Annotated in this window: 18 protein-coding genes and 1 tRNA gene; 11 read left to right on the forward strand and 8 right to left on the reverse strand. The window is 40.9% G+C overall.

Going from position 1 to position 23,486, the window contains the following annotated elements; genetic code table 11:
• Window positions 1-231 precede the first annotated feature (231 nt).
• Window positions 232-1,089, reverse strand: coding sequence for an alpha/beta hydrolase (locus ACPPVU_RS03205; protein ID WP_426670254.1), 858 nt, complete (start codon window positions 1,087-1,089; stop codon window positions 232-234).
• Window positions 1,090-1,374: 285 nt separating this feature from the next.
• Here ACPPVU_RS03205 and ACPPVU_RS03210 point away from each other — a divergent pair, with 285 nt between their 5' ends.
• Complete coding sequence (locus ACPPVU_RS03210) at window positions 1,375-2,955, forward strand: alpha-amylase family glycosyl hydrolase (protein ID WP_426670255.1); 1,581 nt, start codon at window positions 1,375-1,377, stop codon at window positions 2,953-2,955.
• A 5-nt stretch (window positions 2,956-2,960) separates the two neighbouring features.
• Here the strand turns inward: ACPPVU_RS03210 and ACPPVU_RS03215 are convergent, their stop codons facing one another.
• Window positions 2,961-3,860: an AraC family transcriptional regulator gene (locus tag ACPPVU_RS03215; protein ID WP_426670256.1), complete on the reverse strand. Its 900-nt coding sequence runs from the start codon at window positions 3,858-3,860 to the stop codon at window positions 2,961-2,963.
• A 123-nt stretch (window positions 3,861-3,983) separates the two neighbouring features.
• On the opposite strand from ACPPVU_RS03215, the gene ACPPVU_RS03220 reads away from it, so the two are divergent.
• Window positions 3,984-4,805, forward strand: coding sequence for a phytanoyl-CoA dioxygenase family protein (locus ACPPVU_RS03220; protein ID WP_426670257.1), 822 nt, complete (start codon window positions 3,984-3,986; stop codon window positions 4,803-4,805).
• Window positions 4,806-4,904: 99 nt separating this feature from the next.
• Here ACPPVU_RS03220 and egtD read toward each other — a convergent pair whose 3' ends face one another.
• The 6 genes from egtD to ACPPVU_RS03250 are packed head-to-tail and all read right to left on the reverse strand — an operon-like array spanning window position 4,905 to window position 11,268.
• On the reverse strand, window positions 4,905-5,897 hold the full coding sequence (egtD, locus tag ACPPVU_RS03225; RefSeq protein ID WP_426670258.1) for an L-histidine N(alpha)-methyltransferase: 993 nt from the start codon (window positions 5,895-5,897) through the stop codon (window positions 4,905-4,907).
• A 19-nt stretch (window positions 5,898-5,916) separates the two neighbouring features.
• On the reverse strand, window positions 5,917-7,065 hold the full coding sequence (gene egtB / locus ACPPVU_RS03230) for an ergothioneine biosynthesis protein EgtB (protein ID WP_426670259.1): 1,149 nt from the start codon (window positions 7,063-7,065) through the stop codon (window positions 5,917-5,919).
• 2 nt (window positions 7,066-7,067) lie between these two features.
• Window positions 7,068-8,639: an ABC transporter permease/substrate-binding protein gene (locus ACPPVU_RS03235; protein ID WP_426670260.1), complete on the reverse strand. Its 1,572-nt coding sequence runs from the start codon at window positions 8,637-8,639 to the stop codon at window positions 7,068-7,070.
• Window positions 8,632-9,591, reverse strand: coding sequence for an ABC transporter ATP-binding protein (locus ACPPVU_RS03240; RefSeq protein WP_426670261.1), 960 nt, complete (start codon window positions 9,589-9,591; stop codon window positions 8,632-8,634). Before ACPPVU_RS03240 ends, ACPPVU_RS03235 begins: the two co-directional genes overlap by 8 nt.
• An 8-nt stretch (window positions 9,592-9,599) precedes the next feature.
• The gene (locus tag ACPPVU_RS03245; protein ID WP_426670262.1) at window positions 9,600-10,985 is read right to left on the reverse strand and encodes a mercuric reductase; all 1,386 of its coding nucleotides are present in this window, start codon (window positions 10,983-10,985) and stop codon (window positions 9,600-9,602) included.
• A 1-nt stretch (window position 10,986) separates the two neighbouring features.
• Complete coding sequence (locus ACPPVU_RS03250; protein WP_426670263.1) at window positions 10,987-11,268, reverse strand: DUF427 domain-containing protein; 282 nt, start codon at window positions 11,266-11,268, stop codon at window positions 10,987-10,989.
• Window positions 11,269-11,562: 294 nt separating this feature from the next.
• On the opposite strand from ACPPVU_RS03250, the gene ACPPVU_RS03255 reads away from it, so the two are divergent.
• The 9 genes from ACPPVU_RS03255 (at window position 11,563) to ACPPVU_RS03295 (ending at window position 23,479) form a co-directional block, all read left to right on the forward strand.
• Window positions 11,563-11,634: transfer RNA gene (locus ACPPVU_RS03255), tRNA-Glu, on the forward strand.
• A gap of 853 nt (window positions 11,635-12,487) precedes the next feature.
• On the forward strand, window positions 12,488-13,537 hold the full coding sequence (locus tag ACPPVU_RS03260; protein ID WP_426670264.1) for a DUF481 domain-containing protein: 1,050 nt from the start codon (window positions 12,488-12,490) through the stop codon (window positions 13,535-13,537).
• A gap of 563 nt (window positions 13,538-14,100) precedes the next feature.
• Window positions 14,101-15,321, forward strand: a complete 1,221-nt coding sequence (locus ACPPVU_RS03265) for a DcaP family trimeric outer membrane transporter (RefSeq protein WP_426670265.1) — start codon at window positions 14,101-14,103, stop codon at window positions 15,319-15,321.
• 95 nt (window positions 15,322-15,416) lie between these two features.
• Window positions 15,417-16,871, forward strand: coding sequence for an aspartate ammonia-lyase (locus tag ACPPVU_RS03270; protein ID WP_426670266.1), 1,455 nt, complete (start codon window positions 15,417-15,419; stop codon window positions 16,869-16,871).
• A 26-nt stretch (window positions 16,872-16,897) separates the two neighbouring features.
• Window positions 16,898-17,965: a type II asparaginase gene (locus ACPPVU_RS03275; protein WP_426670267.1), complete on the forward strand. Its 1,068-nt coding sequence runs from the start codon at window positions 16,898-16,900 to the stop codon at window positions 17,963-17,965.
• A gap of 67 nt (window positions 17,966-18,032) precedes the next feature.
• Complete coding sequence (locus ACPPVU_RS03280) at window positions 18,033-19,325, forward strand: OprO/OprP family phosphate-selective porin (RefSeq protein WP_426670268.1); 1,293 nt, start codon at window positions 18,033-18,035, stop codon at window positions 19,323-19,325.
• 97 nt (window positions 19,326-19,422) lie between these two features.
• Window positions 19,423-20,853: an anion permease gene (locus ACPPVU_RS03285; RefSeq protein ID WP_426670269.1), complete on the forward strand. Its 1,431-nt coding sequence runs from the start codon at window positions 19,423-19,425 to the stop codon at window positions 20,851-20,853.
• Between the two features lie 50 nt (window positions 20,854-20,903).
• Window positions 20,904-21,566, forward strand: a complete 663-nt coding sequence (locus tag ACPPVU_RS03290) for a succinate dehydrogenase cytochrome b subunit (RefSeq protein WP_426670270.1) — start codon at window positions 20,904-20,906, stop codon at window positions 21,564-21,566.
• 2 nt (window positions 21,567-21,568) lie between these two features.
• Entirely contained in the window at window positions 21,569-23,479 is a 1,911-nt protein-coding gene (locus tag ACPPVU_RS03295) for a fumarate reductase/succinate dehydrogenase flavoprotein subunit (protein WP_426670271.1), read from the forward strand.
• The last annotated feature ends 7 nt before the right edge of the window (window positions 23,480-23,486 follow it).

Here is a 23,486-nt window from a genome sequence, read left to right on the forward strand (position 1 = left end):
AATAGTCTTTAGTCGTAAGTCTTAAGTCAATTTTGTGCTTTTCAGACTCAAGACTTCAGACTTTCCACTCAGGACTAAACCGGAAGCGCATTTTACTTAAAATATTACCGATTGCGTCTCTGTGATATTACAGACATTGCCGCACCCATGGCTACTCCCATAGCAACGCCCCTACCCACATTGTGCATTACAACACCAACGCCGCACCAATGGCAATTGATTTTGACAGTTTTATAACTGTTCAGCAAAAAAATTTAAAGAGTATATGATATGTGCAGACCAGTATGACCATTCATGCCCGCCGGGATATTCTTCGTAAGTATGCAGTATACCTTCCTTTTGCATTTTATGATGCAGGTCGCGGTTATGGTTGATCAATGGGTCATGGATGCCACAATCAAAACGCATAGGAGGCAATTGATCCTGGTATTGTTTAAATGTGGCAAACAGGTCCTCATCTACAACATTTAACGGCAAATAACATTTTAGGTGCTCCTCAACAAAAAGCTTCATCTGGGGCAAACTGGTAATGGATGACAGCCCGGACATTGCTTTAAACTTCAATCCGTATTTAGCGCCTATTCGTAATGCCCCAAAACCACCCATTGACAAGCCTGAAATAAAAAGAGGAGACGACGAATCAGCGCCATCAATGCTTTCAACAACCGCATCAACAACATCCTCAATTATCCATTTTTCGAAATTATAGCCGTTATGATGCAAATAAGCCGAGCCATCGCCCCAAAGGCCATCTGATGGCATCGCAAGGATCATAGGGGGCAGCTCGCCGTTTTCTATTAGCTCCTTTACTTTTAAATGTACACCGCCGCTATGCGCCCAACTCCAGGCACTGCCATATACCCCGTGTAATAAGATAACTATGGGCACAACATCTGTTTTAGAAATCGAGGGTGGCACAAACACGCAAATATCCCCTCGTCCTTTTAGATTGGGCGTTTTAACCGTTATAAAGCGTAAATTGTTGCTTTCAAACTGCGGGTTAGAAATTTCGAATGTTCTAAACCGGGACATTTTACTATTATTTAGATACGATGATACCTTTGGCATTTCGGCCGCTAAGTAGGTCATCAAAGGCTTTATTAATTTCATTCATCAAATCCGGTAGCTCGCTTTTAAGAATTATAAACTAATATTTAACTATTTTTAAATAGGGTGCGAAATAACGAATATGAGAAAGGAAAAAAAATAATAAAATTGGCAATTATATGGAGTATTTTATTCCAAATTACTAATGAATTGAAACAAAAAAACCAAAATACGATAATTTTGATAAGTTTTTCTACTTTTATGATAATTTCTTCATTGTTAAACAGCCAGCAGTTGTTTTATTTTGGCTCTCATTAAACCTAAATAATGCCTAAAAATAGTTACTTATTAATAATCATGCTGTTAAGTGCACTGGTATGCCCGGTTGCTAAAGCACAGCATAAAATTCAAGCACCGGCTAAAGATGAAATTATCTATCACATCTTTCAGCGTAGTTTTTATGATAGCAATGGTGATCAGCATGGTGATCTGAACGGCATCAGGGGAAAGCTGGATTATATGCAACAGTTGGGAGTTACAGCAATCCTGCTTACACCATTGTACGAATCGGCATTTTATCACAATTATTTTGCGAGCGATTTTGAAAAGATCGACCCGAAATATGGGACTATGCAGGACTATCTGCTATTGGTAAAAGATATACATCACCGGGGAATGAAGTTGTACATGGATATGGAAACTCAGTACGTTACCGAAGACCATATCTGGTGGAAAGATGGTATAAATAGTCCTAAATCAAAATATGCTGATTATATAATTTATGACGATGGTGCACATACTAAACCAACATCCATAGTGTATGGCCTCAATGGTTTATTGGGTTACGACAGTGTATATAGAAAAATAACCACCGTGAACCTGAATAGCCCAAAAGTGCTTGATTATAATTACCGCTTATTCAAATACTGGATGGACCCCAATGGCGATGGAAAATTTGATGATGGAGTTGACGGTTTCCGGTTGGATCACATGATGGATAACCTGGATAATAAAGGCCTGATGCCGCACTTGTTCGATACTTTCTGGAATCCTTTATTAAATAAACTAAGGCAGGTTAATCCAAAAATTAACATCGTGGCCGAGCAAGCCAATTGGGCTTCTTTTGGTGTTGATTATTTAACACATGGCGGGGTTGACAGGGTTTTTGATTTCAGATTGGCTTTTGCTATCCGCTCATTCAAAAAATCCGAACTGATTAAAGCTGCTGATTCAACTTTTCTGCTTACTCCTGCGGAAAAACAACAAGTAATATTTATTGAGAATCATGATACCCCCCGTTTTAGCTATGGTGTTGACGGGAACCTATCCAAATTAAAAATAGGTGCTGCATTAAATCTTTTATTAGGAGGCATTCCATCCATCTATTATGGTCAGGAATTGGGCATGACCGGTACCAGCGGGAAATTCGGTGGTACCGATGCTAACGAGATACCTAATCGCGAAGCTTTTGAATGGTACAAAAGCGACCAGGGAAAAGGGATGGCCTATTGGTACAAACTAAAAGGCCCATGGAAAGACAAATTCGATAATGATAAACCGAATGATGGAATATCGCTGGAAGAAGAAAAAAATGACCCTAATTCACTTTGGAGTTTTTATCGTGATATGATTAGTTTGAGAGGGTCAAATCCGGTTTTAATCCAGGGTGGTTACAAATCGCTACAAAATAACAACGATCAAATATTTTCATTTGAAAGAGCCGAAGGAGATAAGAGAGTGGTTGTTGCAATTAACTTATCGGATAAAAGCCAGGATGGCGTTATTCAACCAACAACACATTTGGTAAGCATAAAAAATTTGTATGGCAGTATTAAGGCTGGGATAAATTCAAACACGATCACCATCAATTTACCAGCTTATGGGATCGGAGTCTGGAATGCGGAATAATACACTTATGCCACAGCTTTTCCCCTGTCTTCACCATCAAACTCTTTCATGAAGTTTTTGCGGTAATTGAGTGGGCTTTGATGCATTTTGTGTTTAAACATTTTATAAAAATGCGATACATCCCCAAAACCGCTGTCAAAGGATATTTCTGATATAGGCTTATCGGTTTGTACCAGTTGCTGGGTAGCATAATTAAGGCGATACTCAATCACTGTTTCCATAAAAGTTTTACGGGTGATCTTTTTAAAATATTTGCAGAAGGCATTTGGGGTCATATGGGCTATGCCTGAGGCTACGTCCAGTGAAACCTGTCTTCTGAAATTCTCCACCAAATAAGCAAAAACAGGGTTGATACGTTCTTGCTCTGCACGTGATTGTTCAGCTACACTTCTTTGCTGATCTAATAAAGTATATTCATTTGAAAAAGCTAATCGTTGCAATATTTCCAGGAAAGTGATCAGCATCTTAAAATTGCCCTTCTCTTCTGCCAGTTGTTTCATGCTACGGTTCACTATATTCCTTGTGCCAGAATTAAAGCTGATACCACTTCCACTTTTTTGGAGCAATTTTTTAATGCCTTGCAATTCGTCTTTGTTAAAAAAATCATCCCCCAAAAAGTTAGCATTAAATTGTATTACAATTGCGCTGGCTTCCTCATGTTCTTGCTCAGCAGTTTCCAGTTTCCAGCAATGTGGCACGTTAGAACCGAGTAACACAAGATCTCCGGCAGTAAAATCTTCCATATGGCTACCCACATATCGCTTGCCGCGGCCATGCAAAATATAAGTCAATTCATACTCTTCATGAAAATGGTAAGGAGCATCAAATGCAGTTTTACCAAATTTTCTGACCAAAAAGGAGTGCCCGCTTGTGGGTTGAAGTACCTCATAGGATGCCTTAATCATTGCTTATTTTGTCATTATGGGTTTACTTAGGCAATGTAATGATAAAATAATCCATAATTCAACCATTTTCCTCATTTTTTTTCATAGGCTTCTAAACTTACATTTGATTATAACTTAAATGAGATGAGCACGCAAGTTTCGCAATTACCCGAATTGAACAATTTTAAAACCGTTTCGGATGAAAATAAGAAGGAATTCTCAGAAAAAGGGCACACCCTGATCAAAAATATATTGTCACTGGGGGAGATAGCTATTTATCGCCCTGTTATTGTCAGTGCCGCTGAGCGATACAATACCGAAAAGCGCAAAATGGAAGACAGGGATACTTACGGGAAGGCATTTTTGCAGATTATGAATTTATGGCGATCTGATGAGGCTGCGAAGAGATTTGTTTTCTCAAAACGCCTTGCAAAAATTGCAGCCGACCTGATGGGTGTTGAAAATGTTCGTATTTATCATGACCAGGCTTTATTTAAAGAGCCGGGTGGTGGCCCAACTCCATGGCACCAGGACCAGTATTACTGGCCAATAGATACCGATAACACCATCACAATGTGGATGCCTTTGGTTGATATTGATGTGGATATGGGTATGCTAACTTTTGCTTCCGGATCATTTACAAAAGGCTCAATATTTGACTTTGAAATTTCTGATGAGTCCGAAAGTGCGTTTGATGACTATGTGAACAAAGAGCAGTTCCCGATAAGCAGGGCAAAAACGATGAAAGCAGGTGACGCTACTTTTCACAGGGGATTCACTATTCATAATGCACCGGGGAATAACTCGGATAAAATGCGCGAGGTGATGACCATTATTTACATTGCAGATGGTGCGAGGGTATCACCTCCTAAACATCAATGGCAAAAAAATGATCATGCAAAATGGCTGATGGGAAAACCTGTTGGCGAGTTGATAGACTCTGAATTGAACCCGAAGGTACTCTAGATTGAATATCGAATAATGAATTTTGAATATCCAATGATAAAGTAATTATTTTATACTTCGTCATTGGATATTCGTTATTCAGTGTTCATTATTATAAAATTACTCCGCTATCCAAACAGCATCCAGAAACCAGTTCTTACTGTCAAAAAAGCGATTGACAGGCTTAAATCCTGCTTTAGTAGCCATATGTTCAGTTTGTGCGACGGAAAATTTTTGAGATATCTCCATATAGATATACTCATCCTTTAAAAACTGAATTTTCTCTTTTCCATTAATGGTTACTTGTTGGTCTTTTATACTAACAAGATAGCTTTTACAAGCGCCAGTTTCAGGATCATAAGTAGGGTAGTGTTCAAAATTGGTCAGGTCGAAATCTGCATTTAATTCGCGATTTATTCTTTCGAGCAAATTCAAATTAAACCGTTTGGTTATTCCGCCTTTATCATTGTAAGCTGCAAGTACTGTTGCAGGGTTCTTTTTCAGATCCATGCCTATCAGCACCATATCGCCTTCATTTAGATGTTTCCGCAACTCCTTGCAAAAAGCAATAGCATCGGATATTGGCATATTCCCAATATTAGAGCCTAAAAATAGCACAACCTTACGCTTATCTGATAGAGCAGCTGCCTTTTCCAACATGTCAAAATATTCACCATTCAATCCGGTTATCTTTAATCCCGGCAGAGTTACAGGCAGTGTTATATTCAAATATGATATTACATTATCAGATATGTCGATAGGCAAGTAAGTAAAATCAACTTTTTGCTTTAAAAGATATTTGAGCAGGAAAGTTGATTTCGTGGCATCACCGGCTCCCAATTCTATCAGGTCGAAATCATCACCATCAGCAACAATAGCCTCGCATATATCCGCTGTTTTTTCTGACAATATTTCTATCTCACAGCTAGTTGGATAATATTCAGGACAATTCATTAACTCCTGGAAAAGTTTATCACCATTAGCATCATAAAAGTACTTTGAGTTCAAGCGCTTTGGTGTCGACTTTAAACCGGATATAACGTCATCATAAAACTGATCTGTTTTTCGATGAATTTGCTCTTTTAAATCGGATTGTACCAAAAATATTGCCATGTTTTTAAGGTTGAATAATTTATTTAGCAAGACGTATGCCAGTAAATTGCCATTGCAGATGTGTTTGAAAGAAATTACGGTATGTGACCCGGCTATGACCTGGTGATGTAACTTCTGAGGCACCCCTGAGCACCTGTTGGTTTACCATAAATTTTCCATTGTATTCGCCAATTGCACCCGGGGCCTTAACAAATCCCGGATATGGCAGATAAGCGCTCTCCGTCCACTCCCAGCGTTGCCCCCATTTAAATTGATCTGCTGCTGCTTCCCATTCAAATTCGGTTGGCAGTCTTAAGCTTTTCCACGCAGCATAAGCGGAAGCTTCAAAATAGCTGACATGGGTCAATGTATCCTTTAAATTAAGCGGCTGCAAACCAGTATAAGTGTAAGTATGCCATTCCGCATCTATGTTGTGCCAGTATAATGGCGAAACGACATGATTTTTATTTATCCAATCCCAACCTTCGGCATGCCAGTGCCTGAAATCCTGGTATCCGCCCTCATTTATAAATTCTAAATATTCCTGGTTAGTTACTAATGCGGTGCTTATTTCAAAAGGATTAAGGTAAACTTTATGCCTTCTTAATTCATTATCAAAACAAAACCCATCGCCATTAAAACCTATTTCATAAATACCTTCCTTAACCTTTATAAATTTTGAGGCCGCATCATCGACTTTTGGTGCGATATAATCTTTAGAATAAGCTGGAAACAACGGGTTATGACCTAAGATATATTTAATATCGGTATATAAAAGTTCCTGGTGCTGTTCTTCATGATTGAGGCCGAGTATTAATAATTCTTTTACATCAGCCGATGGCTGCTGGCATAGGAATTTATCCATCGCTTCATCCACATATTCACGGTATTTATAAATATCAGCAACCGTTGGACGGCTTAAATTACCTCGGTCCGTACGGATCACACGCGTGCCTACTGTTTCGTAATAACTATTAAAAACAAAATTATACTGAGGATCAAATTCCTGATAACCCATAAAATAAGGCTTCAGGATAAAGGTTTCAAAAAACCAGGAGGTATGGCCCAGATGCCATTTAGGCGGACTCACATCGGCAATGGGCTGCACAACGTAGTCTTCGGTTTGCAAGGGGCTGCAAATCTGCTCTGTTCGTTTCCTGACTTTCTTATAACAGTCTGATAATTCCATAACTACTTGCTCTCCAAATACCGTTTCAGGTCGGAAATTGTTTTAATATTTAGTTTTTTGGCTTGTTTCTCACGCATCATTAAAGCATACGAATTATTAAAGCCGATTGGTTTTAGCCATTTGATACTATACTCCGTCTCAAAGGCTTTTTGTACATAATCGTAAGTCTTGTTCTTGTCGGCAGTAAGTGAATCTACAGTTTTTGATGAAGGATGTAATATAGCCAGCAGGCCTGTGCCTGTATATTCAGGATACAAATCGATCTGGTCGTTGGTTAATGCATCAAAGCAAATTTTTGTACCACCAAGCCCTGTTTTTGTCGACACATCGTAGTCTGTATAACCTTTGATCAGCATGCTGTACATACTGGCCAGGATATATTGCTCGCCAAAAATTTTTGATCCGATGCGAACAATTCCTGCATTTCCGTTTCTCGATGGCTTTAATAAAGCTTTAGAGCGTAGAAAATCTTCGGCAACCCTTTCAGGAGTTTGATGCAGGTAATCTGTACGATAATTCAGATCGGTCATTATTGAATCTGTGATCTTTCCTGATATCAAATTAAGAACTTTTTCCAATTCGGGAAACCTTTTTAATGCATCCTCCCGAACAATTGGCGCAGCATAATAAGGAGGAAATATTTTCTTATCATCATCCAAAACAATCAGGTTGTAGGCTTTTAAACGGCCGTCTGTTGAGTAACCGCTGATGACATCCAATTGGTTTTCATAGGCGGCTTTATACATTATCGCATCACTGATCACGATGGTATGTATTTTTAATCGGTATTTATTTTGCAGCCCGAGGTTACCGTCCTGTCTACCCATAAATTCGGGAGTAAAACCTGCGGTCAGTTTTCCTCCGTAAGCAGAGGGAATGAAATAAAAAGATGCAAGTAGAATAAGTAGCACTGGTAAAGTTGCAGTAGCAGTTTTTACTTTTTTAAAATTGAAATGTTGCAATCGTGACAGCAGAAAATCAAATAGTATAGCCAACAATGCTGCGGGAATAGCCCCTGCCAATATCATATTGGTATTATTGAGTGATATGCCGCCGAAAATAAACTCGCCTAAGCCACCCGCAGCGATATAGGATGCCAATGTGGCCACCCCAACATTAATCACCGTAGCGGTGCGGATACCTGCCAGTATGACCGGCATAGCAAGCGGCAGTTCAACCTTAAATAATATCTGCCATTTATTCATCCCCATGGCTAAAGCAGCTTCTTTTACAGCGGCATCAACGCCAGTTATACCAGTGTATGTATTCCGGATGATAGGAAGTAATGCGTATAGTAACAAAGCCACAATAGCCGGCTTAGCGCCAATGCCCAACAGAGGGATCATAAAACCTAAAAGAGCGATGCTGGGAATAGTTTGTAACACACCTGCTATGCCTAAAATGGTTCCGGCGAATTGCTTTTTCCGTGTGATCCAGATGCCTAATGGTAAACCTATCAGCACAGCGATGATCAGCGAAATAAAAGTTAAACCGATATGCTGCAGCGTTTGAGTAACCAATTTATCGCTTTGCTGCTGCATAAACTCCCATAAGGTTTGTTGATGCTCATTCATGGGCGCGGCTGCTTTGGTATTTATAAAATGCTGTGATCAACTGTTCAAATCCTATTGCTCTTGTTTCTTTACCATGCGTTATATTTAAATGATCTGCCTGATGATATTTGAATTTCTCCAAGCCCGACCAAATATCCATGTTAGCAGATAGAGACACAACTTCAGTAATTTCTTTGGTATGAGGTAACAAGTTCCAGATATCTTTTATGCGAATAGCCCTGAACTCCAATTGAAGCCGTTGCTCCTTTAAAAATGAGCTGACAAAATCATTAGCCGGTTTAAAAAGCAATTCAGCAGGTGTGCCTATCTGGATAATCTTTCCTTTATCCATCAGGCAAATACGGTCGCCCAGCTCAAAAGCTTCCTGTACATCGTGGGTTACCATAATAATGGTTTTCCTTTTCAGTTCATCCAGAGCTTTAAACTCTGCATGTATTTTTGAGCGGGTAATATTATCCAACGCTCCAAACGGTTCGTCCATTAACAAAACTGGTGGGTCGGCCACCAATGCCCTCGCCAAACCAACTCTTTGCTGCTGGCCACCGCTTAATTCATTTGGATAAACTTTTAATTGATCAGGAGATAAATGCAACTTGTCTATCAGCTCGGCTATTCGCTTTTCAATGCGTTTGCTATCCCATTTCAACAATTGGGGAACGATAGCAATATTTTCGGCAACAGTGTAATGCGGGAAAAGACCATTGTTTTGCAATACATAGCCAATGCCACGGCGCAGCAGTTCAGGCGATTGATCATGAATGTTTTTGCCATCGATCGTAATCATTCCTGAACTTGGTTCGATCAGGCGGTTGATCATTTTTAAAGTAGTGGTTTTACCGCAGCCGCTGGTACCTAATAAAATCAGATTCTCGTGCTCAACTACTTCAAATGAAATACCATCTACTGCATTAACCTCTCCAAAATGTTTGCTTAGTTTTTCAACTGTTATCATAGGCAGCTTTAACCGTCAATAGTCATAAAAAGATTATTCAATGACTCAGAATACAGGGGGTGTGCAAACACACAGTAACGGATACGGTCGTAGGTTATGCCACCTTCCATCGCCATTTGTAGTACGGTCATGATCTCGCCGCCTTCCGGCCCTAAAACAGTAGCTCCTAGTATCTTTTTGGTATCCGCATCAACAACAGCCTTCATAAATCCACGGGTATCACCAGTTTCAATAGCCCTGGCTACATGTGTCATGGGTAATTTAGCCACTTTAAAATTAAGCCCCTGCTTTTTAGCCTCAGTTTCGCTTATGCCAACATGTCCCAATTGCGGATCGGTAAACATACAGTAAGGTACAGGCCTGTCTTTTGTATTCAGATCTGCACCTTCCAATAGATTACGATAAACAATGGTATAATCATTATAGGAGATATGGGTAAATGCTGGCCCGCCTTTTACATCTCCCAAAGCATAAATCCCTTTGACATTAGTTTCCAGCTTGTCATTTACCTTAATAAATCCGCGTTCGTCAGTCTTTACACCTGTTTTTTCGAGAGCTAATTTATCTGTGTTTGGTCCCCGGCCTGCAGCTACCAAAACATGTGAGCATTTGATCTTATGTTCTTTTCCGGCAGTTTTAATAGTGGCAGAAATGTTCCCTTTTCCAGTTTCTTTAAATTTTAGCGGTTGTGAATCCGTTAAAATTTTGATATTTTCTTCTTCAAGGATATGAGTTAGTTCGGCAGAAACATCTTCGTCCTCATGCACTACGATACGGCTCCCTTTTTCCAATATGGTGACCTTGCTTCCAAACCTTCTGAACATTTGTCCAAATTCGAGCCCGATATAATTACCCCCTATGACCAATAAATGATCAGGTACCTTATCCAGTTCGAGTATGCTTGTTGAGGTTAGATAGTCAATATCATTTAAACCCTCAATATCAGGAATGAGCGTTTTACAGCCAGTATTTAGAAAAAACAAGTCAGCCTTTAACTCTACCTTGCCGCCTTCTTTTAACTGCACTGTAACTGTATTTTTGCTGGCAAAGGTTGCATCGCCGAAAATAAGATCAAGATTTTTAGTTTCCTCAATACCTTTTTGATTGCCATTACGTGCTTTAAGTACGATTTGATCCTTGCGCCTTTTTATCTGCACCATGTCAACTTTAAAGCTTTTGACATTTATACCTAGATCCTTGCTTTTTACAGCCATGTAAGCCGCCTTAGCTGATGCTACCCAAGTTTTGGTAGGTGTACAACCATCGTTCACACAGGTTCCACCTACATATCTTCTTTCTATCAAGGCAGTTTTCTTTCCAGAGAGAGCAAGTTTTTTGGCAAGAGGTCCTCCGGCCTGACCGGAACCGATCACAATGGCGTCATAAGTTTTCATATCATTCGGTTACTTTAACACCTTTCCAAAAAGCTACGTAGTCCGTAATGTTTTTTGCAGCGTCCTTAGGGTCGGGATAGTACCAGGCGGCATCTTTATTTTGCTGATCATTTACTTCAAGCATATAATAAGATGCCAACCCCTTCCATGGGCACGTAGTGTGTGTGGCTGATGGTTTTAAATATTGGCGGTTCACACTTTCCTTAGGGGAATAGTGATTGTTTTCAACAATGATTGTGTCATTGCTTTCGGCAATTACTTGGTTATTCCAGATCGCTTTCATGAATTATTCTAAAAGATTAAGTGATTTTATTTTTTACAATGGCTTTGCACGATTGTTCTTTAGTCGGCACTTAAATAAGAATCTTACAAGGATTTATAAGATTCAATATAAATGTAAAACAATTGCCAAAGATTTATAATACCTGAATACCTCAATTTGTTTTTATGACTTAATTATCACAGTTAAATATGCGGGCTTACAATTTTTTTGAAAATTAATTTTAAAACTTACTTTAAAGCTATATCTTTGCCATCCCAAAATAAGGGGTTTTAATCCCTGAAAACTTTGAAAAAAGGCCCGTTCGTCTAGGGGTTAGGACGTTAGATTTTCATTCTAGAAACAGGGGTTCGATTCCCCTACGGGCTACAAAAATAGTATTAAAAGATGCTAAAACCCTGCAAATCAAAAATTTGCAGGGTTTTTTATTGGTTCTGGAACACCATTTTATGCACCAAATCGCAACAAAAAGGAGCGTAATTCGGTGCGTACTTAAATGGAAAAAGGCTACGCGCCGAATTGCTAATAATTATTTGATTGTCAACATGTTCGGCGAGTGAACATCTTGATAAAAGCAGGCAGCAAATCTACTTTTGTTTCACTTTTAAGCTTGTAATTATGAAGAGTAGCTTCCATCTACTTTTTTATTTGAGAAAGCAAAAAAACTACAAAGATGCCCCCACGACTATCTACATGCGCATTGCCATTAACGGTAAACGGGCTGATATGTTCGCAGGACGTGAATGCGGACCAGTTGGGTAAAACAAAAAAAGCCACTACCTGATGATGGCTCTACCTATAAATTAGTTCCAATTTGTAAGATGCAACCTGCTTAAACAAAGATTGGCCATTATCAGTTCCTCATCTTATTAGCTTTGATTAAATAACAATAGTCTAATGGCACAAGTTTGATAATTTAAAAACTGCTGCAGCCATATGAAATTTGGTAAAGATGGTTCGCTAGCAATTTACATGCAGAAAGACAGTCCTTGGAAAGACAAAGAAGGTAATTGCTTCCTACTCGTTTAAATTCGTATAGTAGCAGGATTTTCTTATACAACAAAACCAAGTTAACAGTTGAATCTTAATTATTAAAAATCATATAATTAATTATTCCGCCTTAAATCAACGATTGATGGGAAAAGTTGGGATAAGGAAACTCGGAAAAGGCTTGTGTCCTATGTGAGTTTAATAGCAGACTAAAATTATAAAATCAATGCAAATGAGATTAAAGCGATTTCCTTTTGTTCTGCTGCTGGTTTTACCACTTCTATTAATAGCTGGCAGCAGTTTTGCACAAGTAAAAAAGGATACGCTTTTTCTATATAATGGCGAATTATTGATCGGTGAATTAAAAGAGATCATCCGCGGCAGAGCAACTTTTGACTCAGACGTTCTTGGGCTGATATCCATTAAAACTATCAAGATTCGTACCGCACATACAACTATAGGAACTTTGCAAGTACTGACAATTGCAAAAGATAGAATATATGGTACGATAGAACCGTCCGGTAGCAAGGATACCATATACATTACAGACGGAGTTTCTAAAACTAAATTGGCTATAAACCAAATCAATTCTACTGTAGCATACAGGCGCAATTTCTTCTCTCAGCTGGATGGAAATGTATCAGCTGGATTAAGTTTTGCGCACTCCACTTCTACTGGTCAGTTTAATCTTAATGGCAGTGTAAAACACACCTCCCGTTTGCTCATAACTGAGCTCACAGTAAACGCATTAGGCAGCATTGATTCGTCTGGCTTTTCAAGAGACCAGGAAACGGAACAGCTTGGTTCCTATCATTACATTCTGAATTCAAATTGGTTTGCTGAAGCAGCATTAAGTCATCAGACAAATAAAGAATTATCCCTGGCTCATCGTTTTCAGGAGTTGATTGGCGGCGGAAATAAATTCCTGGCGGGACAGACGATAGAGGCATTTGCATTAACCGGAATAGCTATCGCCCAGGAGGAGAGCCTTTCAGGACAGTCGGGTAAAGGCAACCAGATGGAGATACCGGTTATAATAAAACTGGATTATTTTAAATTCGCTCATCCAAATATGCAGATCACTATGACTAACGCCGGATACATTAGCCTGACACAGGCCAAACGTTACCGGTACGATGGGAATATCAGTTTTTCATGGGAATTATTTTCTGATTTTTCCTTTACAACTAACCTGTACGGCAACTATGATAGCAAGCCCCTGGATCCTGGATCGGGTAAAATAGATTATGGGCTTGTTATGGGATTATCTTATAAGTTTTAATCTGGTATTTAATACTGCAATTCCGTAGCAATTCATCATTGTTGTAAAGGGGATAACATAGACTTACCTGGGCAATTTATTGAAAAGAGAAAAGGACCCTGTCTCGATTCTGCCGTGTAATGCATTCAGCTAAATCCTAACTATTGCATTATAGCTTCTGGTCTGATGAATTTTATTATAACCGGTTTGACGGGATACTTAGTTTTACCCCAGGCCTTATGGGTAATGGTTTCTTCAAAACCGTGCTTATCTTTTATTAGGTTAACTGAAAATCCCAGGGCATCACACGCTTTATATCTTTTAGTTTCCAATTTCTTTTTAGGTTTCACTTTCTAATATGCAACGTCTTAACAGCGATTGTATAGAATACTTGACTTTTAATCATTTTACTTTTGATTTCTGAGATATCATTTACTGGTAATTGAGCATGAAAGTCAATAGGCTTCGCAGTAAAGTATAGACATTAATGAATTTCGTGATATTACAGAGCTCGGTTCTGGTGCTTCTAAAAAATACAATGCGTCTAAATTCTGTTTTTGAAACTTAATCTGAAATCAAGCCATATGAAAAAGCTATTTACGAAAATGAAAACGGCATGTCTGATAACTGGTTTTATCTTATTTTTTGCCAATGCGCTGCGTGCCCAGGACGCACAGCAGCAAAAAACTATGGAGATATACGGCTTCGTACAAACGGATGCCGGTTATGATTTTAACCAGATAAATCCTAATTGGTTCGACGTTGTCCGGCCAACACAATTGCCTTCTTTTACAAATCAATATGGGACCAACGGGAACACTTATTTCTCTGTTCGTCAAACCCGGTTGGGTTTCAAAAATTGGTTTACTACCCCACTGGGCGAATTAAAGACCACTTTTGAGTTTGAATTGTTTGGCACCGGTGTTGATGCCGGGCAAACCACCTTCCGTTTACGGCATGCCTATGGAGAACTCGGAAAATTTGGCGTAGGGCAATACTGGAGCCCATTTATGGATATTGATGTTTTCCCCAATTCGCTTGAATACTGGGGGCCCAGCGGGATGGCGTTCTTCCGTAACATTCAAATACGGTATATGCCTATCCAGGGCGATACCAAACTTACCTTTGCACTGGAAAGACCCGGAGCCAGCGCCGATGGCGGGGTATATGCCGACCGTATAGAACTTCAGAATGTAAAAGCCAGGTTTCCACTCCCGGACTTTTCGGCAGAATACCGCTATGGACAGAAATGGGGCTACCTTGAACTTGCCGGCATACTAAGAGACATTCAGTGGGAAGATCAAAATAACGATCAATACGACTTGTCTGGCGGCGCTACCGGATGGGGGCTTAACTTCAGCACCAATCTTCACCTGGGTAAGAATGACATATTCAGGGGATCGTATTTATATGGTGAAGGGATAGAAAACTACATGAACGATGCGCCCGTGGACATCGGCATTAAAAATGATCTTTCCAATACCGTAAGCCCGGTTAAGGGTGTTGCACTGCCGGTGCAGGGTATTGTAGCGTTCCTTGATCATACATGGAGTCCCAAATTCACTACTTCTCTCGGCTATTCCCAGGTTAAGATCACCAACTCCAATGCGCAATTGCCCAGTGATTTCAGGCAAGGAAATTACGCACTCGTAAACCTGCTGTATTATCCTGTAAAAAACATGATGGCAGGTGTGGAGTATGAATGGGGCGACCGGCATAACTACACCGATGGTTTTACCAGTAAAATTTCGAAAATACAGTTCACTTTCAGATACAATTATTCACAGGCCTTTTATAAAAAGTAGGTCAGTTACATAAACAATAAATCTTTAATAACAATAGGACCATTTTTATTCAGCTTGACACTTTAGTTATCTAACCTCCTTAAACCCAAAATAAAATGAAAACTGCAAAACTGACATTGATGATCCTGTTTGGATTGAGCATAAGCACGCTTTATGCACAAACCCGAACAGAAAAAGACCTGCTGGGCGAAAAGCAGATTCCTGACAACGCCTATTACGGGGTTCAAACTGCACGTGCCCTGGAAAATTTCCAAGTCAGTGGCGTGACAACAAAGTTCTACCCGGACTATGTGAAGGCATATGCGATGGTGAAACTGGCTGCAGCCAGGGCAAATGCTGATGTAGGCAGGATGAAGAAAGACAGACTTGATGCGATCGAGAAAGCTTGCAAGGCGGTAATTGATGGAAAGTATCACGATCAGTTCCTGGTTGACCTATACCAGGGCGGCGCCGGCACATCGGCAAATATGAATGCCAATGAAGTATTAGCCAATATAGCCCTCGAGATGGGTGGTCATAAAAAAGGAGAATATAAATTTATAGAACCCCATGATGATTTAAACATGGGTCAATCTACTAACGATGTGTATCCTACAGCCATCCATGTTGCCTTGCTACTGCATAATGATAAACTTATAGCCGAGGCGAAGTTGCTGGCCCAGTCATTTCATAAAAAGGGTGATGAATTTAATAATTTGTTAAAGATGGGCCGTACCGAGGGGCAGGATGCTGTACCGATGACCATCGGGCAGGAATTCCATGCTTTTGGTTTCCAGCTTGATGCAGCAATTGAGGTTCTCCGTAAAACTGAGGCTTATTTGTACGAAGAAAATATGGGTGCTACAGCCATTGGTACCGGCTTAACTGCAACCCCCGGTTATGCTGAGAAATGTGCTACCCGTCTTGCGGAGGTTACCGGAAAACCTATGGTATTAGCTAAAGATCTTATTGCGGCTACAAGCAGCATGCAGGCATTTGTTATGTATTCCTCAGCAATAAAAAACTTTGCTGTTACCATGTCTAAGATCAGTAGTGATTTAATTTTCCTTGCATCAGGTCCGCGCACCGGCATTTTTGAAATTAATTTACCGCCACTTCAACCAGGCTCCTCCATTATGCCCGGGAAAGTAAATCCTGTTATGGCTGAGTTGATGAATGAAGTATGTTACAAAGCTATAGGAAATGATGCTACCGTCGCAATAGCATCACGGGACGGTCTTCTGCAGCTGAATGCTTACGAGCCCGTAGTTGCTATTGCTATTATGGAATCACAAGCACTTTTCTTTAAGACCATGCCTTTGTTCCGCAAAAATTGTATTGATGGAATTACTGCAAACAAGGCCGTAGTGGATCGTTACATTGAACGAAGTGTTGGTATTGTTACGGCCCTGAACCCGGTATTAGGGTATGACAAAACTACAGAGCTCGCGAAGGAAGCACTGGAAACCGATAAAGGAATTCTGGAATTAATTCGCGAAAAGAAATTACTAACTGAGGATCAGATCAAGAAACTGCTTGATCCGGCAACTATGACGGGCCAAAAACAATAAATATTTAACCATATAAAAACAAGAACATGAAATACATTATTTTTCAATTCAGAAACGTACTGTTAACCCTATTGGTGGTTATTAGTATTGATGTGTTGGGGCAGACAAAACCCAACATCCTTATTCTGGCTACCGGCGGTACCATTGCCGGAGCCGCCGGCAGCGGTGTGCAATCGGGTTATACTTCCGGCCAGGTGACTATTGATGCCATGGTCAATGCTGTTCCTGATGTGTTGAAAGTGGCTAAAATCAAAGGGGAGCAAATTTCTAATGTCGGATCTCAGGATATGTCATTTGACATCATGCTCAAGATTGCCAAGCGCATTAATGAGATGGCAAATAGCAATGACGTTGATGGGTTTGTCATTACTCACGGAACGGATACTATGGAAGAAACTGCTTACTTCCTCAACCTGGTAACCAAAACTGATAAACCTGTAGTCCTTGTCGGATCTATGCGGCCATCTACAGCTGTAAGCGCTGATGGACCATTGAATTTATACAACGCAATTGCCGTTGCAGGGGACCCTAATGCGAAAGGACGTGGTGTGGTTTTGGTGATGAACGATTGGATCCACTCCGCTCAGTCATTAACTAAAGTAAGCACCACCGCTGTGCAAACATTTATGTCTCCGCTTCGCGGACTTATTGGCGTCACTTCTTATGGAGTAAATGACTTTTACCGTTATCCTGATCAAAAGTTTGGTAACAAATCCGAATTCAGTGTTGATGGTGTCACCAAACTTCCCCGGGTGGATATTATTTATGCTGACGTGGATATGCCCGCCGATTTGATCGATGCTTCAGTTGAACATGGAGCAAAGGGAATCGTGATAGCTGGCGTTGGAAATGGAAATATGCCTAAAGCAGCGTTGGAAGCTTGTGCCAGGGCCAGTAAAAAAGGAGTAATTGTTGTTCGTAGCACCCGGGTTGCTACAGGTACCGTTGGCCGGAATGTAGAATGCAATGATGATGAACTTGGCCTCGTGGCATCCTATAATCTCAACCCGCAAAAGTCCAGGATTCTTCTCTCGGTTGCTTTATTAAAACCGCGTAAACTGGATGAAATGCAAAAGATATTTATTGATTATTGATCACTGAACCTTTGTGTATAGTTTTTCACAACCAGTTTCAGAAAAAGGGATTTTTAAACCTTTAAAGATGTCTATAAGGAATTTTCTATTCGGCGTAATGTTACGGGCATCTTTGCTGGTTGGCGCAATCCTGATATTGCCAGGAGATTGCTTCAGCCAGGATACGGTGAAAAAAGTTCCGGATGGAACCGAAGGGGAAACACTTAATGCAAAGGGTAACACGTTTGCCAAAAACAAAGCCTGGAATGAGTTTAATTTGGGTTTTACCACATTTAAAATTGGTTTGGGTTTCCTGTATGAGTATGGGGGATTTTCACAGGATGCGACGGGTAAACAGCAGATGGATTTGGCGAAAGTTACGCTCAGCAATGGATTTGACGTCCGGGATTCCCGCTTGCTTTTTGGCGGGCAACTGAACACTAAAAGACTTATTACCTGGAAGGCGGGGTTCATGTATGATGGTTCGGAAAGAGCATGGTATGTTCGTGAATCAGGCGTCCTGATAGCTGTGCCGGAATTGTGGGGTAGTTTTTTTGTCGGTCGCACCAAAGAGGGCATTTCAATGAGCAAAGTGATGAACGGGTATTCCGGAGAGGGGTTGGAAAGGGCCATGGTCCTTGATCCGATTCCGATTCTTGCTGATGGCGTGAAATGGCTTGGCTATCTCGAAAAGCCGCGCATTTTTTGGAATGCCGGCGTATTCACAGATTGGCTCTCTAAAGGCCAATCGTTCTCAACATACACCTGGCAAGTTGTTGCCCGGGTAGGGTGGCTGCCGATACATGATGATAAATCCAATTTGCACATTGCTGCTAGTTTCCGCATTGGACATCCGCTCAGCGATTCAATCCGGGTCAGGTCCCGGCCCGAAGCAAACAATGCTCCGTTCTTCATTGATGCAGGCAAATTCCCCACCGATCAATCCACTTATACGGGAGGTGAGGTGTATTATAGTACAGGCTCCTGGTGGTTCGGTTCAGAATTCTACTGGGACTCATTCAGATCTCCGACAAAGGACAACCCTGTTTTTTTTGGCGGGGATTTAATGGCAAGCTACGTATTAACCGGCGAGTCTCGGCCATATATGACCACGGGAGCTATCTACGGCTTTGTACCGGTCAAAAGATCTGTTTTTAAAGGAGGGCCAGGGGCATGGGAGGTAGTACTGAGATATTCAACTTTTGACCTTAACAGCGGCCTGATAAACGGTGGTAAGTTTTGGCGAATAACACCCGTAGTCAACTGGTATCTCTCGGCTAATTTCCGCCTGGCACTGGCATATGGTTACGGAGTTCTTGACCGATATGATCTGAAAGGAGCAACTAACTTTTTTCAAAGCCGGCTCCAGGTCATGTTTTAACGGGTATGTTTTAAATTATCCAAATGAAATATTTAAAAATCCAGCAATAATTTGATAGATAAGTACAAGTAGTGAAGTGTAGTTTAATCTAATCATAATGAAAGAAATTAACTTAAAATCACTGATCATAACGGTGGTAATTGGTTTGATTATCTGGTTTATACCCGTTCCGGATGGCGTTAAACCTAATGCGTGGCACTTGCTGGCTATTTTTGTTGCAACTATTTTAGGCATTATTTTAAAGGCCGCCACTATGGGCTCAATGGCAATGATTGGGATTACCATGTGTGCCGCCACCGAGGTATTAGCACCGGGCGATCCGGTAAAATCTATTGCTAATGCATTAAGTGGGTTTGGCAATTCTACTATATGGTTAATCGGACTGGCATTTTTTATTGCCCGTGGTTTTATTAAAACGGGATTGGGCACCAGGCTGGCGTACAGTTTTATACGAATTTTTGGTAAAAGTTCGCTTGGGCTGGCTTATGGTTTAAATACCGCAGATCTTATACTTGCTCCTGCCATACCCAGTAACACAGCAAGGGCAGGCGGGGTAATATTTCCCATCATGAAATCTATTGCTGTTAACATGGGATCGGAACCGGATAAACCCGAAACTCACCGCAAAATAGGTGCTTTTTTAACATTAAGCAGCTACAATGCCAACATGATCACCTCTGTAATATTCCTTACCGCAACCGCGAGTAATCCTATGGCGCAAAAGTTCGCTAAAGATTTAGGTATAACTATTACCTGGAGCAGTTGGTTTATTGCTGCTGTGGTGCCTGGCCTGGCGTGTTTTTTACTGGCACCGCTATTCCTGTATAAATTTTATCCCCCTGAGCTAAAAAAAACCAGCGATGCCCCCGGCATGGCTGCAGTAAAATTAAAGGAAATGGGCGCTATAACTATACAGGAATGGCTAATGGTGGCAACGTTTATCATATTGCTGGTGTTGTGGATGTTTGGTAATTTATTTGCCATCGATGCAACTACCGGCGCACTTATAGGTTTATGCATTTTATTGCTTTGCGGCGTCTTAACGTGGGAAGATGTAAAATCTGAAAAAGCAGCCTGGGATACAATAGTTTGGTTTTCATCGCTGGTGATGATGGGTTCTTATCTTAATTCGCTCGGTTTTATTGGTTGGTTTGGACATTTGATAGGGGGAAAGATGTCACATTTAAGCTGGCAACTGGCTTTCCCTATTATCATCCTGGTTTATTCCTATTGTCATTATATGTTCGCCAGTGCAACAGCACAGGCTGCGGCTATGTATTCGGTATTTCTGGCAGTCGGCATATCGGTGGGTGTCCCAGGTACAATGCTTGCAATATTTTTAGGAGCCTGTGCAACGCTCATGGGTTCAATAACGCATTATGGACACGGTCCCGCTCCCATATTTTTCGGAAGTTCCTATGTGGATATGAAAGACTGGTGGAAACAGGGTTTTTTTATAAGCGTGATGTTTTTGGCCGTTTGGTTTTTAATAGGCGGCTTATGGTGGAAGGCTATCGGTTTATGGTAAAAATAAACTTTATGAATCATTAAATCTGTTCAAACAAAAATACTTTTCATATGAAAACCACAACACTTCAGCATAAATTATGGATGTCAGCGACAGGGTTTTTTATGTGTTTCTTTTTGGTGATTCACCTGTTGGGGAACTTCCAGTTGTTTTTACCGGGTCCGGAAGCAAGAGAACAATTTAACTGGTATTCTCATTTACTTGCGGGCAATATTATTATAGAAATAGTTGCATATGTGTTATATGCTTCCATTATCGGCCACACGATTTATGCTATTTTAATTACAAAAAACAACGTTAAAGCCAACGGAACTAAATACGAATATGATAAGCGCGGCGAAGTAAGCGTTTGGTATAGCCGCAATATGGGCTTGTTAGGCACCATCATATTCCTGTTTTTGATCATCCATTTTAAAGATTTCTGGTATCAATACAAATTTACAAATCTGCCGCTTGATGCTAAAGGCAATAAAGACCTGTACACTATTGTAGTAAAGGCCTACGGGCAATTGTGGTATGTATTGGTTTACGAAGTTGCATTGATTGCGTTGGGCTTTCACCTGCTGCATGGGTTTTACAGCGCGGCCCGTACGCTGGGATTATTTCATCCCCGGTACGTTAAGTGGGTGAAAATATTGGGGTGGGTATACACAACTATTATAACAATTGGGTTTATGGCAATGCCCGTTTACGTTTATTTAAACAGCTTATAATTATGTTAGATGCAAAAATTCCGGCAGGTAAGCTTGCCGAAAAATGGGATAGTTACAAGGAGCGCGCCAGGCTGGTTAATCCGGCCAACCGCAAAAAGCTGGACATTATTGTTGTCGGGACCGGGTTGGCGGGTGCATCAGGCGCGGCTTCACTTGCAGAACAAGGCTATAGCGTAAAATCGTTTTGTTTCCAAGATACTGCACGCCGGGCACATTCAGTTGCAGCCCAGGGAGGTGTGAACGCCGCAAAAAATTACAAAAACGACGGTGATAATGTGTATAGGATGTTTTATGATACGATTAAAGGAGGCGATTTTCGTTCGCGCGAAGCTAATGTATACCGCCTTGCGGAATGTTCTGCTGAGTTGATAGACCAGGCTGTTGCCCAGGGGGTTCCTTTTGCAAGAGAATACGGAGGGTATTTAAATAACAGATCATTTGGCGGGGTACAAGTATCACGTACCTTTTATGCACGGGGACAAACAGGCCAGCAATTATTGCTTGGCGCTTACCAGGCCTTAATGCGGCAGGAGAGTTTAGGGAAAGTAAAAACCTATACCAGGCACGAAATGCTTGAGCTGGTTGTTATTGACGGTAAAGCGAGGGGCATTATTGCACGTAATTTAGTTACCGGCCAAATAGAACGGCATGCTGCCAATGCGGTTGTATTAGCTACCGGTGGATATGGCAAAGTTTACTACTTATCCACATTGGCTATGGGTTGTAATAGCTCGGCCATATGGCGCGCACATAAAAAGGGGGCTTTTATGGCAGGAGTAAGCTGGATACAGTTTCACCCAACCTGTTTGCCTCAATCAGGGGAATATCAGTCTAAATTAACACTTATGTCGGAGTCTTTACGCAACGACGGGCGGATATGGGTGCCCAAAAAGACCGGTGATGAACGGCTTCCCAAAGATATACCGGAAGAAGAACGTGATTATTACCTGGAGCGTCGTTATCCGGCATTTGGTAATCTTTCTCCAAGGGATATTTCTTCGCGGGCCGCAAAAGAGCGAATAGATGCAGGTTGTGGCGTTGGACCAATGAAAAATGCGGTTTTTCTTGATTTTTCAAAGGCAATCAAAGAGCAAGGCGAGGATAAGATCAAAGAAAAATATAGCAATCTGTTTACCATGTATCAAAAAATAAATGGCACCAATGCCTATGAACATCCCATGCTTATCTCCCCTGCTGCGCATTTTACTATGGGTGGATTGTGGGTTGACTACCATTTAATGACCACCATCCCCGGCTTGTTTGCATTAGGGGAAGCGAACTTTGCTGACCATGGGGCTAACAGATTGGGCGCTAATTCGTTACTTCAGGCCTGTGTTGATGGCTATTTTATAGCACCATACACTATCCCCAACTATCTGGCAGATGAACTTAAGGCCGGGAAAGTAACGACAGAAAGCCCAGAATTTGCTGCAGCTGAAGACGCCGTTAAATCGCAATTAGAAAGATTTTTGAAGATAGGCGGGCATCTCTCTGCCGATCATTTTCATAAAACCCTGGGTAAATTACTTTATGACAAATGTGGTCTTTCGCGTAGCAAAAAAAGCTTGGAAGAGGCTATTGTCGAGATAAATCAATTAAAAGATTCATTTTATAAAGACTTAAAAATAACGGGGGGTGACAAGGTTAACAGTGAACTGGAAAAGGCGGGTCGCGTAGCAGATTACCTTGAGCTTGGCGAACTTATGTGTTATGATGCCCTAACAAGGGAAGAATCATGCGGAGCGCATTTCAGAGAAGAATATCAGACCGCAGATGGTGAAGCTGTACGCAACGACCAGGATTTCTGCTTTGTGTCGGCCTGGGAGTGGAAAGGTTCAGGCGTGGTGCATGAACTTCACAAAGAGCCGTTGGTGTTTGAGAACGTAGAACTTACGGTGAGGAGCTACAAATAAATCACAT

It is taken from the genome of Mucilaginibacter sp. McL0603 (assembly GCF_049992945.1).
In the GTDB taxonomy this organism is placed as follows: domain Bacteria; phylum Bacteroidota; class Bacteroidia; order Sphingobacteriales; family Sphingobacteriaceae; genus Mucilaginibacter.

What these genes read in the sequence shown, in the direction of transcription:
- ACPPVU_RS03250 (WP_426670263.1), bottom strand. Translation starts at nt 11,268, where the DNA reads ATGAAAGCGATCTGGAATAACCAAGTAATTGCCGAAAGCAATGACACA.
- ACPPVU_RS03270 (WP_426670266.1), top strand. Translation starts at nt 15,417, where the DNA reads ATGAAAACTGCAAAACTGACATTGATGATCCTGTTTGGATTGAGCATA.
- ACPPVU_RS03220 (WP_426670257.1), top strand. Translation starts at nt 3,984, where the DNA reads ATGAGCACGCAAGTTTCGCAATTACCCGAATTGAACAATTTTAAAACC.
- ACPPVU_RS03280 (WP_426670268.1), top strand. Translation starts at nt 18,033, where the DNA reads ATGTCTATAAGGAATTTTCTATTCGGCGTAATGTTACGGGCATCTTTG.
- ACPPVU_RS03210 (WP_426670255.1), top strand. Translation starts at nt 1,375, where the DNA reads ATGCCTAAAAATAGTTACTTATTAATAATCATGCTGTTAAGTGCACTG.
- ACPPVU_RS03240 (WP_426670261.1), bottom strand. Translation starts at nt 9,591, where the DNA reads ATGATAACAGTTGAAAAACTAAGCAAACATTTTGGAGAGGTTAATGCA.
- ACPPVU_RS03215 (WP_426670256.1), bottom strand. Translation starts at nt 3,860, where the DNA reads ATGATTAAGGCATCCTATGAGGTACTTCAACCCACAAGCGGGCACTCC.
- ACPPVU_RS03265 (WP_426670265.1), top strand. Translation starts at nt 14,101, where the DNA reads ATGAAAAAGCTATTTACGAAAATGAAAACGGCATGTCTGATAACTGGT.
- ACPPVU_RS03245 (WP_426670262.1), bottom strand. Translation starts at nt 10,985, where the DNA reads ATGAAAACTTATGACGCCATTGTGATCGGTTCCGGTCAGGCCGGAGGA.
- egtD (WP_426670258.1), bottom strand. Translation starts at nt 5,897, where the DNA reads ATGGCAATATTTTTGGTACAATCCGATTTAAAAGAGCAAATTCATCGA.
- ACPPVU_RS03235 (WP_426670260.1), bottom strand. Translation starts at nt 8,639, where the DNA reads ATGAATGAGCATCAACAAACCTTATGGGAGTTTATGCAGCAGCAAAGC.
- ACPPVU_RS03205 (WP_426670254.1), bottom strand. Translation starts at nt 1,089, where the DNA reads ATGACCTACTTAGCGGCCGAAATGCCAAAGGTATCATCGTATCTAAAT.
- ACPPVU_RS03285 (WP_426670269.1), top strand. Translation starts at nt 19,423, where the DNA reads ATGAAAGAAATTAACTTAAAATCACTGATCATAACGGTGGTAATTGGT.
- ACPPVU_RS03260 (WP_426670264.1), top strand. Translation starts at nt 12,488, where the DNA reads ATGAGATTAAAGCGATTTCCTTTTGTTCTGCTGCTGGTTTTACCACTT.
- egtB (WP_426670259.1), bottom strand. Translation starts at nt 7,065, where the DNA reads ATGGAATTATCAGACTGTTATAAGAAAGTCAGGAAACGAACAGAGCAG.
- ACPPVU_RS03275 (WP_426670267.1), top strand. Translation starts at nt 16,898, where the DNA reads ATGAAATACATTATTTTTCAATTCAGAAACGTACTGTTAACCCTATTG.
- ACPPVU_RS03295 (WP_426670271.1), top strand. Translation starts at nt 21,569, where the DNA reads ATGTTAGATGCAAAAATTCCGGCAGGTAAGCTTGCCGAAAAATGGGAT.
- ACPPVU_RS03290 (WP_426670270.1), top strand. Translation starts at nt 20,904, where the DNA reads ATGAAAACCACAACACTTCAGCATAAATTATGGATGTCAGCGACAGGG.